We start from the raw sequence: 13,133 nt of genomic DNA, 5'->3' as shown, positions 1-13,133 counted from the left end.
CCTGTAAAACCTGTTAAGTCATCATCTTAAAGGATGAAGGCTTTTCTGTTCGTCAAAACTTTTAATTTGAGCCGGTTCACACTTTTTGATGAAAATGACTGAAAGTTTTCACGACGAGTTATGTAGACTGGCCGCCGCAATCTAAGAGGCACGTGTACTACATGACTGATATTCAAACCACTTTTGCTGACCTTGGCCTGAACGCCGACATCCTTGAATCACTGAATGGCATGGGCTACGTAAAGCCATCCCCAATCCAGGCTGAGTGTATTCCTCACCTGCTGGCGGGCCGTGACGTGTTAGGCATGGCGCAGACCGGGAGTGGTAAAACCGCGGCGTTCTCTCTGCCGCTGTTACATAACATTGATCCTACTGTTAAAGCGCCACAAATCCTGGTGCTGGCACCTACCCGCGAACTGGCGGTACAGGTTGCTGAAGCAGTTACCGAATTCTCTAAACACATGCGTGGCCTGAACGTGGTTGCCCTTTACGGCGGCCAGCGTTATGACGTGCAGCTGCGCGCACTGCGTCAGGGACCACAGGTTGTTGTGGGTACGCCTGGCCGTCTGCTTGACCACCTGAAACGCGGCACGTTAGACCTTTCTAACCTGCGTGGCCTGGTGCTGGATGAAGCAGATGAAATGCTGCGCATGGGCTTCATCGAAGACGTTGAAACCATCATGGCGCAAATTCCAGCCGATCATCAGACCGCGCTGTTCTCTGCAACCATGCCGGAAGCGATTCGTCGTATCACCAAACGCTTCATGAAAGATCCACAGGAAGTGCGTATTCAGTCAAGCCTGACCACGCGTCCTGATATCAGCCAGAGCTACTGGACCGCTTACGGTCGTAAAACAGACGCACTGGTTCGCTTCCTGGAAGCAGAAGACTTTGATGCTGCCATCATCTTCGTGCGTACCAAAAACGCAACCATGGAAGTGGCAGAAGCGCTGGAACGTAGCGGCTATAACAGCGCCGCGCTGAACGGTGACATGAACCAGGCGCTGCGTGAGCAGACGCTTGAGCGCCTGAAAGATGGTCGTCTCGACATTCTGATTGCAACCGACGTAGCGGCCCGTGGCCTGGACGTTGAGCGCATCAGCCTGGTTGTTAACTACGACATCCCGATGGACTCAGAATCTTACGTTCACCGTATCGGCCGTACCGGTCGTGCTGGTCGTGCTGGCCGTGCGCTGCTGTTCGTTGAAAACCGCGAACGCCGTCTGCTGCGTAACATCGAACGTACCATGAAGCTGACTATTCCTGAGGTAGAACTGCCTAACGCAGAACTGCTGGGTGAGCGTCGTCTGGCTAAGTTTGCTGCTAAAGTTCAGCAGCAGCTGGAAAGCAGCGATCTGGATCAGTACCGTGCTCTGCTGGCTAAAATGCAGCCAGAAGAGGAAATGGATCTGGAAACACTGGCAGCCGCACTGCTGAAGATGGCACAGGGCGAACGTCCTCTGATTCTGCCACCAGAAGCACCGCGTCCGGCACGTCGCGAATACCGCGATCGTGACGAGCGTGATGGCCGTCGTGACAGCCGTGAAGCGCGTGGCGATTCTCGTGCTCCGCGTGAAAACCGCGAAAGCCGTGATGGCGATCGTCCACGTCGCGAACGTCGTGACGTTGGCGAAATGCAGCTGTACCGCATCGAAGTAGGCCGCGATGATGGTGTTGAAGTTCGTCACATCGTTGGCGCTATCGCTAACGAAGGCGACATCAGCAGCCGTTACATCGGTAACATCAAGCTGTTCGGTACCCACTCGACTATCGAGCTGCCGAAAGGCATGCCAGGCGATGTGCTGCAGCACTTTACCCGTACCCGTATTCTGAACAAGCCGATGAATATGCAGTTACTGGGTGATGCACAGCCGAACGAAGGCCGTGGTGACCGTCGTCCAGCTGGTGCTGGCGGTGAGCGTCGCAGCGGTCCAGGTGCAGGCGGTCCGGGCGCAGCTAACCGTGAAGGTGGTCGTCGCTTCTCTTCTGAACGCCGTGAAGGTGGTCGTGAAGGCGGCGGACGTACTTTCAACCGTGAAGGTAGCCGTGGTCCACGTCGTGAAGAGGGCGCAGCCGCCGCTCCACGTCGTCGTGATGCATAACGACTTAGCGTCGTAACAAAAAGGGAAGCCAATGGCTTCCCTTTTTTTATGCCTGTCAGGCACCGCCGCTGATCATCACGCGCTCGCCGCTGACCCAGGCGGACTCTTCAGAGGCCAGAAACAGCGCAACCTGCGCCACATCTTCCGGCAGACCAAAGCGTCCCAGCGGCGTGGCTGCCAGCAGTTGCGCTTTGAGCTGTGGGCTCATCCTCTTCGCGGCCAGTAATCCCTCCGTCAGAATCATGCCTGGTGCCAGGGCGTTAACCCGGATGTTCTTTGCGCCCAGCTCGCGCGCCAGTCCCTGGGTCAGGGTATCCACTGCGCCTTTGGTTGCCGCCCAGAGCACGGAACCTGGCGTGCTGTTTTTACTGTTCAGGGCGCTGAGATTAATAATGCTGCCGCCGTGCGCCGGGAAGTGATGAATCGCCTGCTGACAGACCATCAGCGTACCCAGCAGGTTAACGTTAATCTGCTGCTGCATCTCCTCCAGCGTCAGCGCCGCAAACTCGCCGTGATGAAAGCTGCCCGCATTGTTCACCACAATGTCGGGCGCGCCGAAGCACTCTGCGGTGGTGGCGAAGAGCCGTTCCACATCCCGCAGGAGAGAGATATCTGCCTGTACCGCCACGGCTTCACTGCCCAGGGTGACGATATCGCTGACCACGTCAGCCGCTCCCACTTCATCCTGACGATAATTAACCACGACGCGGGCGCCAGCCGCGGCAAAAGCGATGGCAATCGCCGCACCAATGCCTTTTGAGGCGCCTGTTACCAGCGCGATTTTATTCTGCAGTGCCTTCATTATGTTGTTCTCCGCCGTAATGATTGCGTCGAAAGACTATGCGCGCTGGTGCCGAAAAGCGGGTAGTGCAATCCTGCAAGCTTCTTGCACGATCCTGCAAAAGTAACGCAGCGGGCCAGGTATTCCGCTCAGCGTCAGGTAATATCAGCACAGATAGCGGGAGGGGAGAACACAGTGACAGAGAGTGAGAAGTGGCAGGGGCTGGCGCAGCTAATTGCCCGTCATGCTCCGGAGGATGGGCGGCATTCCAGCGCCATAGATTGCCTGTTTTTTGGCCGGGTTTCAGCACCGACTGAGCCAATGCACTTTGCTCAATGGGCCAGTTTTGCCCTGGTGGCACAGGGCGGTAAGGCGCTGCATATCGGTGATGAGGTGCTGCACTATGGTCCGGGCGATCTGCTGCTGGTGACGCTGGATATGCCGGTGCGCGCCTGCGTCACCGTCGCCACGCCGGAAAAACCCAATCTGGGGATTGGTATTGCCATCAATGAATCCCGGCTGATGCGCTACCTCGAACAGTTTCCCCCGACGCTGCCGCTGGTGACACCAGACAGTGAACGCGGCGTCACCGTGCATAAGGTCTCACCTTTGCTGGTGGATGCGGTTATCCGGCTGGTACGCCTGCTTGACCATCCTGAGGACATTGATGCGCTGGCCCCGCTCATTGAGCAGGAGATTTTCTACCGGCTGCTGACCGGGCCGGAAGGTTCGCGCATCCTGAATATGGCGCTGGCTGAGCGGCCGGGCAACCGGGTCGCGCAGGCTGCCCGCTGGCTGCGGGAAAATTTTCATCAGCCACTGAAGATCGATCGGCTCGCCAGCAGTGTCGGCATGAGCATCTCTTCGCTGCATCATCACTTCAAAGCCGTTACGGCCATGACGCCGATGCAATACCAGAAACAACTGCGGCTGAATGAGGCGCGACGTTTGATGATGGTAGAAAAGCTGGATGCCGGTACGGCAGGCTATCGGGTGGGGTATCAGAGCGCGTCGCAGTTCAGCCGGGAGTATCGCCGCCTTTATGGGCAATCTCCGGCCAGGGATAGTCGTCAGCTGGCGGTGAGCCCGGACAGATTGCGCCCACCGCAGAACTGATTACAGGCTGTTAGCCGCTTCCATCGCAATGGCGAAGGAGCGCAGGCGCGCTTCGGAATCAAAAATCTGGCCATTGACCATAATTTCATCCGCCTGGGTTTCACGCATCAGCGAGGCCAGCCCATGACGCACTTTGTCCGTATCGCCGACCAGCGACATGCTGAGCGCCTGCTGTACACCATACTGTTCTGAGGGCGACCAGAGATTATCCATGTTTTCAACCGGTGCCGGTAACGGGCCCGGTTTGCCGCGACGCAGGTTAATAAACTGCTGCTGCTGCGAGGTAAACAGGAAGCGCGCATCACGCTCACTGTCTGCGGCGATCACGTTAATGCAGACCATGGCATAAGGCTTGTCGAGACGCGCCGATGGCTGGAAGTTTTCGCGGTAGACGTGCAGCGCCTGGAACAGCTGGTCAGGGGCAAAATGGGAGGCAAACGCAAACGGCAGGCCCATTTTTGCTGAAAGCTGTGCGCTGTAGAGACTGGAGCCGAGCAGCCAGACCGGAATCTGCAGGCCCAGACCGGGTACCGGCTGCACTGGCGGCTGCGCATCCGCTTCGGCATCGAACCAGCTAATCAGTTCAGCCACATCCTCGGGGAACGTGTCGATGTGCATGTTGGCCTGATGACGGCGCAGTGCCATCATGGTGCGCTGGTCAGAACCTGGCGCGCGACCTAAACCGAGATCGATACGGCCAGGATAGAGAGAGGCCAGCGTACCAAACTGCTCGGCGATCACCAGCGGCGCATGGTTAGGCAACATAATGCCGCCGGAGCCCAGCTTCAGAGTCTCGGTATTCGCCGCCAGATAGCCAATCAGCACGGAGGTGGCTGCGCTGGCAATCCCCGTCATGTTGTGATGTTCAGCCAGCCAGTAGCGTTGATAGCCCAGTTTTTCAGCCTGACGCGCCAGCGCCAGCGAATTATGGAACGCATCCCGAGCGGTCGCGCCCTGTGGAATCGGCGCGAGATCCAGCACGGACAGGCGAAGAGGTTTTTTATCAGACATGACTACTCCCGTTGTATGGCGCAGGCGTTAAGTTAAGGCCTGCACCATTTAGTATTACGCATCATTCCTTATATTAAAACTGCTAACCTCAGCAGGAATATAGCCGGTATGTGCTTTTATTCAGGATGCCAGCGTCATGCCCGCCAGTTTGCGCCAGTAACCGTTACAATCACTGCCTTTTGCGACCATTAGCGGAGCCTGACCGTTTTCATTGGCGCGGAAACGGTCGATCTCTGCCAGCGTCGTCACATCCTGCGGCGAGAGCCGTATGCAATCGACCTGGCCATGCATACCAGCCAGATCGTTACCCAGGTTATAGCAGTAGCCGCTCATGGTCTGAATGCCATTGAGGACGAACACCTGCTGCCCCTCCTGGGAGTTGACGCGCCGGCCTGTCGGATAGTTGATACAGCAGGTTTCGCAGTCATCTTTCGCGCGGTTTTCCGAGCGGGCGGTGAAGCAGCGCGCTGAGAGCGCCAGCGGCAGATGACCGTAGCCCAGCACCTCCACCTCAAACTGCTGCCGGATACCCCGCGTCTCGCACTGCTCCAGCAGCTGTAGCAGCCAGTCACGTGACATCTCCACCGGCATGCACCAGCGCGTCATGCCCTCTTTGACCAGCAGCTGCAGCGTGTCGGCGTTATAAACATTGAGCGTCGGACCCGCGACAAAGGGCAGATGACGCTCAGCGGCCATGTTTACCGTGCCGATATCATTGGCTTCAATCAGGAACTCACCGTTCTCTACGTAACGCTGCAGCTCTTTCAGCTCAGAGGGCGATTGCAGCAGCGCCAGCGTGCTCAGCACCACCTGTTTGCCGCTGGCCGCGAGTTCACGGGCCAGCGCCATCCAGCGGGCATAGGGCGTGGCGCGACGTTTACTGCACACCGCTTCGCCAAGGTAGATAATATCCGCGCTACTGCGGGCAGCCTGCTGGTAAAAATCTTCCAGCGTATCGGTCGGCCAGTACCAGAGCACCGGCCCAAGGGCATATTGCATCATGACTCCTTATTGCCATTCACGGTGATAAGCACCCAGCGTGGTTTGCGAACCTTCTGAGAGATCGCCCAGCGTCTGCATCCACTGTGGTGCGACTTCAAACTGTTCCGGCTGCGCCTTGCAGCGATCAATTGCCTGACGCCAGACGCGCGCCACGTCAGCGACATAGGCAGGGCTGCGCTGACGGCCTTCGATTTTCACCGAGGCGATGCCTGCCCGCAGCAGTTCCGGCAGCAGCTCCAGCGTGTTCAGACTGGTGGGCTCCTCCAGCACGTGATAACGCTTGTCGTTAACCACATACCGTCCTTTGCAAAGTGTCGGATAACCCGCGCTTTCGTCCGGGGCGTAGCGATCAATTAACACTTCATTAAGACGTGACTCCATGCCCTGCGGCGTCTGCTGCCAGCGCACAAACTTCGCCGGGGAGCAGGCACCGGCGCTGTTAGGTGATTCACCGGTCAGCCAGGAAGAGAGGTAGCAGCGGCCTTCCGCCATGATGCACAGGCTGCCAAAGGCGAACACCTCGAGCGGCACCGGTGTGCTGCGCGCCAGCTGTTTAACCTGGTGAATCGACAGGACGCGTGGCAGCACCACACGCTGCAGATTGAAGTGGCGATGGTAAAAGCGAATCGCCTCCAGATTTGTCGCCGAAGCCTGTACAGAAAGATGACGTTCAACCTGGGGATAGCGCGTCGCGGCATACTCCAGCGTGGCGATATCCGCCAGGATCAGCGCGTCGGCTCCGTTTTGCGCCGCCACATCAATCGCCCGCTGCCAGCGGCCCATGCCATCCGGATGGGCAAAGGTGTTGATCGCGACATGCAGTTTGCGGCGATGCTGATGAAGATAACGCGCGGCTTCAGCCAGTTTCTTATCGGTGAAATTCAGACCCGCAAAATGACGGGCATTGGTGTCATCTTTCAGCCCCACATACACCGCATCAGCGCCATTCTCTACAGCGGTGCGCACTGCGGGTAAGTTTCCTGCCGGGCAGAGCAGTTCCATAGATATTCCTCTCAACATGCAGATGGGCGTCGAGTCTAGGCATCTGGTCCGGGCAGCGTGTTGATTTGGGGCAGTGAAATTCAAATTCATCCGCCCGGCGGCGCTTTTTTTACCTGCATGGCAGCGGTTTTTATTGATCTCAGAGGAGGCGCGCAGAAAAGGATATGGCAATATACGTAAAATTTTCTGAAGGGAGTGACGAAAGTGTTAGAGCGGATACATGCCCATTGTGTGAAAAACGGTCCTAAAATCTTAGGGTTACCCGCTGCGTTCACCCCATTCCCGGTCAAAAAGTTGCTTCTGCAACAACTCTTAAACTGGCAATTTCGTCATGCTTTGGCTGAAGGTGAGTTAGACTTTCTGGATGGTCGCCTGCTGGGTATTGAAATTGCCGATCTCAATCTGCAATGGATAACCACGCTGCAGGACGGCCGACTGGCGGTATTGCAACAGTCCGAAGCGGATGTCTGGTTTCGGGGCAATGCCAATGATCTGTTGCTGGTGGCAGCACGTAAAGCAGATCCCGACATGCTGTTCTTTCAACGCCGGCTGGTGATTGAAGGTGACACTGAACTGGGACTTGAGGTGAAGAACGTAATGGATGCTATTGAACCCGAGGCTATGCCCACCGCGTTACGCACGGCAATTGAGCAGATGGCGGCATTTGTCGACGCCGGCATGAAACAGGACGCGAAGGCCGCACAGGCGCGCGCAGGTGCTGCATGTTGATTCGTAGTGAAATTGGCGTGGATGCCGCAGGCATCGACGCGCTGCTCAGACGCTGCTTCAGTACCTCAGCAGAGGCGGAACTGACTCAGGCGCTGCGTGAAGATGGCTTGCTGACCTTAGGCGTGGTCGCGACGGATGACGAGGGACAGGTGCTGGGTTATGCCGCATTCAGTCCGGTCAGCGTTCAGGGTGAAGATCGCGGCTGGGTTGGGCTGGCACCGCTGGCCGTCGATGAGACGCTGCGCGGTCAGGGAATTGCCAGCAAGCTGATCTATGAAGGGCTGGATACGCTCAATGAATTTGGCTACAGCGCGGTAGTGGTGCTGGGCGATCCGGCGCTGTTCAACCGTTTTGGTTTTGAACCGGCGGCACGCCACGGCCTGCGCAGCCGCTGGCCGGGTACAGAGGCAACGTTCCAGGTCTACCGTCTGGCCGATAATGCGTATGACGGGGCGGAAGGGCAGATCGACTACGCCGAACCCTTTAATCGCCAGCCGTAATACCCAGCCAGCTCTCCAGACAGCCGGGCTGGCCCGCCACCAGCAGTAATTTCTGCTGGCGGGTCAGTTGCTTGACCTGATACTCCAGCCTGGAGGCGCTGGCGCGATCGCCCGCGTCACAGTGAAACACCAGGTCCAGCGGCCCTTTGCCGCGCAGCGCGCGGGCGCCGCGTCCGCTCTGGTGCTGAGCGACCCGGCGCACCACATCCGTGGTGATACCGGTATACAGGCTCCCTTTCGCCGTACGGACGATGTAGAGTTGCCACAGCTGACTCATCGCAATCATTTCCCAAAAAAAGGTGCCGGGCAGTGTAGCGCGCTTCACTCTCCGGTGCACCGCCAGGAGTTTATCTTGTCCGATCACGCCCATCTGGTTCGCTACCTGAGAAAGCAGCATGTGCTTTCACTCTGCTGTACCGCCGACGATCAACTGTGGTGCGCTAATTGCTACTACGTCTTTGACGAGACGCGCATGGTCTTCTGGATCATGACGGAACCCGATACCCGTCACGGTGAGTTAATGCTGCAGAATCCGCAGGTTGCGGGCACCGTCAATGGCCAGCCCAGAAGTGTGCTGCTGATTAAAGGGGTGCAGTATCGTGGCCATGTCAAACGGCTGGAGGAGACAACAGAGCAGATCGCCAGAGCCGCTTACCAGAAACGTTTTCCGGTCTCACGCAAAGTGTCGGCACCGCTGTGGGAGATTGTGCTGGATGAGGTGAAGATGACGGATAATGCGCTGGGATTCGGCAAGAAAATTGCCTGGCAGCGGGAGAAATAGAAACGCCCTTTTCAGCAGAAAAGGGCGTCGCGGCTTACAGCGCTTCGAGGATGCGCAGGGATTCACGATTAAAGGCCGGTAAATCGGCCGGGGTGCGGCTGGTGACCAGCTTATCGTCGTCTACTACCACTTCCTTATCATGGAAGTCGGCACCGGCATTGATCAGGTCAATGGCAACGGCTTTAACGGTAGTCATCTTGCGACCGCGCACGCCGTTAGCGCTAATCAGCAGCTGTGGCCCGTGGCAGATGGCAAAAATTGGCTTGCCGCTGGCGACAAACTCTTTGGTAAAAGCAACAAAACGATCGTCGCCGCGCAGGGCATCGGGCGAGTGACCGCCAGGCAGGAGCAGGGCGTCAAATTCAGCCGGGCTGACGTCATCAATGCTGCGATCGATGGTCACTTCCGCTTCGCCTTTCTTGCCTTTAACGACATTACCGGCTTGTTTCTCAATGGTAACCACCTCAAAACCAGCGCGTTTGTAAACTTCCGCAGGTGAGGTAAATTCTGAGTCTTCAAATTCATCGGTAATTAAAACCGCCACTTTCTTGCTCATTTTTTTCCTCCTTCAGCATATGGAGCGCGAGACGCGCTTTCCGGATAACGCTATAAGCCTGGTCGCTGAGAGTGAGAACGCAAGCCAGGCCGTTAAGATCAGCTATCTTTTAACCAGTCAGCAGTGAAATAAGGATGAATCTGAGATGAATCGCGTATTACTGACCGGTGCCACCGGCTTAGTCGGATCGCATCTGCTGCGCTTACTGATTGAGGATCCACGCGTCGATGAGATCATCGCGCCAACCCGTCGGCCACTACCCGCGATGAACAAGGTGGTGAATCCGGTTGAGGCCGATCTCACCGATGTACTCGGGCCGCTGCAAAGCTCGCTGGACACGGTGTTCTGCTGCCTGGGCACCACGCGTAAGCAGGCGGGCAGTAAACAGGCTTTTATCCACGTTGATTACACCCTGGTGGTGGACAGCGGGTTAAGCGGATTACGTCTGGGGGCGAAGCAGATGCTGGTGGTCAGCGCGCACGGAGCCAGTCGTCACTCGCCGTTTTTGTACAATCGCGTCAAAGGCGAAATGGAGAATGCGCTGCGCCATCAGGGCTGGCCGCGCCTGACGCTGGTGCGGCCTTCATTGCTGCTTGGGGATCGCGCGCAGAAGCGCCGGGGTGAAAGCCTGGCGGGACCGCTGTTTTCGCTGCTGCCGGGCAACTGGCGGGCGGTCAGCGCGCACGACGTGGCACGCTGTCTGCACCAGCAGGCTTTTACGCCGGGGAGTGAGAGCGTCAATATCATTGAGTCTGGCGAAATCCCGCGCCACTCAGCGTAACTGCCAGATAATCTGATTACGGCTGCCGCGCCATTGCAGCGTGGCATCCTTCTCCTCTTCGACAAAACGGCCATCGATCAGCACGTCGAGATAGACCAGCACAGCGCGCTGCGCTGCATTCAGCTCCTGCATCCGGTAACCGGTCCAGAGCCAGATATCTTTACCGGGACACGTCTGTCGCACCCGTTTCACCAGACGGCGAATGTGCGGCACGTTATGCGGATGCAGCGGATCGCCGCCGCTCAGCGACAATCCCTGGCGCGGAATGCGGGTGTCCTGCAAATCCGCCAGCAGTTGCTCCTCCATCGCAAGCGTAAAGGGCACGCCGGAATCAAGCCGCCAGGTGCTCTGGTTGTAGCAGCCGCGACACTGATGTTCGCAACCAGCGACAAACAGCGTGCAGCGGGTGCCGGGGCCATTAACGATATCCACATCATAGTAGCGATGGATATGCATCATCCCAGCGGTCCTTCAGACAGATGCTTCACCCGACGCTGCACTTCCTGCTGTTTACCGGCATTAAAGGGCCGCGCATCCGGGCTGCCCAGATAGCCGCAGACCCGCCGGGTGACGGAGACGCGCGCCGGATCGTGGTTGCCGCAATTCGGACAGGTGAAGCCGCGGCTGGTACAGGTGAACTCGCCGTTGAAGCCGCACTCGTAACACTCATCAATCGGGGTATTGGTGCCGTAATAGGGCACGCGGTCATAGCTGTAATCCCAGACATCCTCCAGCGCCTTGAGGTTGTGCTGCACATTCGGGTATTCGCCGTAACAGATGAATCCGCCATTCGCCAGCGGCGGATAGGGCGCTTCAAAGTCGATTTTGTCGTAAGGATTGACCTTCTTCTCAACGTCAAGATGGAAGCTGTTGGTGTAGTAGCCCTTGTCGGTAACGCCTGGCACCAGACCAAACTGCGCCGCATCAAGACGGCAGAAGCGGTCGCACAGATTCTCGCTTGGCGTGCTGTAAAGGCTGAACCCATAGCCTGTTTCTGCTTTCCAGCGCTCGGTGGCATCGCGCATGTAAGCAATGATCTCTACCCCTTTGGCGCGCAGGGCCGCGTCATCGTAAGGATGCTGATGACCGCCGCTGAGCGCATTCAGGGTTTCATGCAGGCCGATATAACCCAGCGACAGCGACGCGCGGCCATTACGGAAAATAGGACCGACTTCATCATCCGCATTCAGCCGAACGCCACAGGCGCCTTCCATATAGAGGATGGGCGCCACGCGCGCTTTGGTCTTCTCCAGCCGCGCCACCCGCGTCATCAGCGCCCGCTTAGCCAGCAGCAGTCGCGCATCAAGCAGCGTCCAGAAGCGCGCTTCATCCCCGCCCGCTTCCAGTGCGATGCGCGGCAGGTTCAGGCTGATTACCCCGATATTGTTGCGGCCCTCATGAATCTGCTCGCCGTTCTCTTCATAAACGCCAAGGAAACTACGGCAGCCCATTGGGGTTTTAAACGAGCCGGTGACTTTAACCACCTGATCGTAATTGAGGATGTCGGGATACATCCGCTTGCTGGCGCACTCCAGCGCCAGTTGTTTGATATCGTAATTAACGTCGCCCGCCCGGCGGTTGACGCCTTCGCGAATGCTGAACACCAGTTTAGGGAACACCGCCGTCTTGCGATTTTTACCCAGTCCGGCCAGCCGGTTAAGCAGAATTGACTGCTGAATCAGCCGGGCCGCCCAGTCCGTCCCCAGACCAAAACCAAAGGTGACAAACGGCGTCTGGCCGTTGGCGGTGTGCAGAGTATTCACCTCATACTCCAGCGACTGAAAGGCGTCGTAGCACTCTTTCTCCGTACGCTGGCGCGCATACTGCTCGGCCTGCGGGATCTGCCACTGCTCAGCAATCGCCAGATGCCGGGCATAGCTCTGCTCAACAAACGGGGCCAGCACTTCATCAATACGGTTAATGGTGGTGCCGCCGTAAATATGGCTGGCGACCTGCGCGATGATCTGCGCCGTCACGGCGGTGGCGGTGGCGATCGATTTAGGCGGCTCGATTTCAGCATTGCCCATTTTGAAACCGTTGGTCAGCATGCCTTTCAGATCGATCAGCATGCAGTTGAACATCGGGAAGAAAGGGGAGTAGTCGAGATCGTGATAGTGGATCTCGCCGCGCTCGTGCGCCAGCACCACATCGCGCGGCAGGATCTGCTGCTGTGCGTAGTGTTTTGCCACGATCCCGGCCAGCAGATCGCGCTGCGTCGGGATCACTTTGCTGTCTTTGTTGGCATTCTCGTTCAGCAGCGCCGCATTGGTCTGATCGACCAGTCCGCGAATGGCGTGATGTAACTGGCTCTGACGATCGCGGGCGACATCGCGATCGTGGCGGTATTCAATGTAGGCGCGGGCCAGTTGAGGGTAAGGACCCGCCATCAGCGTCTCTTCAACCGCACACTGAATTTCACGGATATCCACTTCCGGACAATCGGCCAGCCGCAATGCTACGCGCTCAGCGACCTGCGCGCACCAGGCCGCGTCTTCTACTTCGGCTGCCCGTGCCGCCGCCGCCACGGCCTGCTCAATACGCTGCGCATCAAAGCCTGTCCGGCATCCATCACGCTTGATTACCACCGTCGCCATTTTTCTCTCCATAAACTACATATAGGGGTCGAAAGGATTCTATTCGCTACATGTAGTGATTGCTGAGAATTATTGCGATCTGATTTGACCTGAAACAAGGAAGCCTCAACCCGCAGTAAACTCTGGCTGATGTAAAAAATCGGGTGCTGGTTCAGGTTTCCTGCAGGATTCACTGGCG

The 13,133-nt window shown here is 57.5% G+C and carries 15 protein-coding genes; 7 read left to right on the top strand and 8 right to left on the bottom strand.

Going from position 1 to position 13,133, the window contains the following annotated elements:
- The first annotated feature begins 88 nt into the window (after nucleotides 1-88).
- On the top strand, nucleotides 89-145 hold the full coding sequence (gene yrbN, locus OK409_RS22545; protein ID WP_098053093.1) for a protein YrbN: 57 nt from the start codon (nucleotides 89-91) through the stop codon (nucleotides 143-145).
- Nucleotides 146-161: 16 nt separating this feature from the next.
- A complete protein-coding gene (locus OK409_RS12180) occupies nucleotides 162-2,102 on the top strand; it encodes a DEAD/DEAH family ATP-dependent RNA helicase (protein ID WP_031592043.1) in 1,941 nt (646 codons plus the stop codon).
- 55 nt (nucleotides 2,103-2,157) lie between these two features.
- On the opposite strand, the gene OK409_RS12175 is transcribed toward OK409_RS12180, so the two are convergent.
- On the bottom strand, nucleotides 2,158-2,904 hold the full coding sequence (locus OK409_RS12175; protein ID WP_033770875.1) for an SDR family NAD(P)-dependent oxidoreductase: 747 nt from the start codon (nucleotides 2,902-2,904) through the stop codon (nucleotides 2,158-2,160).
- Between the two features lie 174 nt (nucleotides 2,905-3,078).
- Between OK409_RS12175 and OK409_RS12170 the strand changes: the two genes are divergently transcribed.
- A complete protein-coding gene (locus OK409_RS12170) occupies nucleotides 3,079-3,999 on the top strand; it encodes an AraC family transcriptional regulator (RefSeq protein ID WP_264367114.1) in 921 nt (306 codons plus the stop codon).
- On the opposite strand, the gene OK409_RS12165 is transcribed toward OK409_RS12170, so the two are convergent.
- The 3 genes from OK409_RS12165 to ubiU all read right to left on the bottom strand — a co-directional run bounded on the left by OK409_RS12165 (nucleotide 4,000) and on the right by ubiU (nucleotide 7,014).
- Entirely contained in the window at nucleotides 4,000-5,010 is a 1,011-nt protein-coding gene (locus tag OK409_RS12165) for a luciferase-like monooxygenase (protein WP_010251755.1), read from the bottom strand.
- Between the two features lie 120 nt (nucleotides 5,011-5,130).
- Entirely contained in the window at nucleotides 5,131-6,009 is an 879-nt protein-coding gene (locus OK409_RS12160; protein WP_033759648.1) for a U32 family peptidase, read from the bottom strand.
- 9 nt (nucleotides 6,010-6,018) lie between these two features.
- Complete coding sequence (gene ubiU / locus OK409_RS12155) at nucleotides 6,019-7,014, bottom strand: ubiquinone anaerobic biosynthesis protein UbiU (RefSeq protein ID WP_022625286.1); 996 nt, start codon at nucleotides 7,012-7,014, stop codon at nucleotides 6,019-6,021.
- Between the two features lie 204 nt (nucleotides 7,015-7,218).
- On the opposite strand from ubiU, the gene ubiT reads away from it, so the two are divergent.
- Nucleotides 7,219-7,743, top strand: coding sequence for a ubiquinone anaerobic biosynthesis accessory factor UbiT (gene ubiT / locus OK409_RS12150; RefSeq protein WP_010251750.1), 525 nt, complete (start codon nucleotides 7,219-7,221; stop codon nucleotides 7,741-7,743).
- A complete protein-coding gene (locus OK409_RS12145) occupies nucleotides 7,737-8,243 on the top strand; it encodes a GNAT family N-acetyltransferase (protein ID WP_010251747.1) in 507 nt (168 codons plus the stop codon). Before ubiT ends, OK409_RS12145 begins: the two co-directional genes overlap by 7 nt.
- Here the strand turns inward: OK409_RS12145 and OK409_RS12140 are convergent.
- Nucleotides 8,227-8,520, bottom strand: a complete 294-nt coding sequence (locus OK409_RS12140) for a GIY-YIG nuclease family protein (RefSeq protein WP_167433170.1) — start codon at nucleotides 8,518-8,520, stop codon at nucleotides 8,227-8,229. The genes OK409_RS12145 and OK409_RS12140 overlap by 17 nt on opposite strands.
- Before the next feature lie 75 nt (nucleotides 8,521-8,595).
- Here OK409_RS12140 and OK409_RS12135 point away from each other — a divergent pair, with 75 nt between their 5' ends.
- The gene (locus OK409_RS12135) at nucleotides 8,596-9,024 is read left to right on the top strand and encodes a YhbP family protein (RefSeq protein ID WP_033759735.1); all 429 of its coding nucleotides are present in this window, start codon (nucleotides 8,596-8,598) and stop codon (nucleotides 9,022-9,024) included.
- Between the two features lie 34 nt (nucleotides 9,025-9,058).
- Here OK409_RS12135 and OK409_RS12130 read toward each other — a convergent pair whose 3' ends face one another.
- Entirely contained in the window at nucleotides 9,059-9,580 is a 522-nt protein-coding gene (locus OK409_RS12130; protein ID WP_010251739.1) for a type 1 glutamine amidotransferase domain-containing protein, read from the bottom strand.
- Nucleotides 9,581-9,725: 145 nt separating this feature from the next.
- Between OK409_RS12130 and OK409_RS12125 the strand changes: the two genes are divergently transcribed.
- Entirely contained in the window at nucleotides 9,726-10,361 is a 636-nt protein-coding gene (locus OK409_RS12125; protein WP_033759652.1) for an NAD(P)H-binding protein, read from the top strand.
- On the opposite strand, the gene nrdG is transcribed toward OK409_RS12125, so the two are convergent.
- The gene (gene nrdG / locus OK409_RS12120) at nucleotides 10,353-10,820 is read right to left on the bottom strand and encodes an anaerobic ribonucleoside-triphosphate reductase-activating protein (RefSeq protein ID WP_022625291.1); all 468 of its coding nucleotides are present in this window, start codon (nucleotides 10,818-10,820) and stop codon (nucleotides 10,353-10,355) included. The two genes, OK409_RS12125 and nrdG, sit on opposite strands and share 9 nt — an antisense overlap.
- The gene (gene nrdD, locus OK409_RS12115; protein ID WP_111534525.1) at nucleotides 10,817-12,955 is read right to left on the bottom strand and encodes an anaerobic ribonucleoside-triphosphate reductase; all 2,139 of its coding nucleotides are present in this window, start codon (nucleotides 12,953-12,955) and stop codon (nucleotides 10,817-10,819) included. Before nrdD ends, nrdG begins: the two co-directional genes overlap by 4 nt.
- Nucleotides 12,956-13,133 lie beyond the last annotated feature (178 nt).

It is taken from the genome of Pantoea sp. RG18 (assembly GCF_025910075.1).
GTDB lineage: Bacteria > Pseudomonadota > Gammaproteobacteria > Enterobacterales > Enterobacteriaceae > Pantoea > Pantoea agglomerans.
Note: the sequence above shows the minus strand (reverse complement) of the source record. Positions and strands in the feature narration are given on the sequence as shown.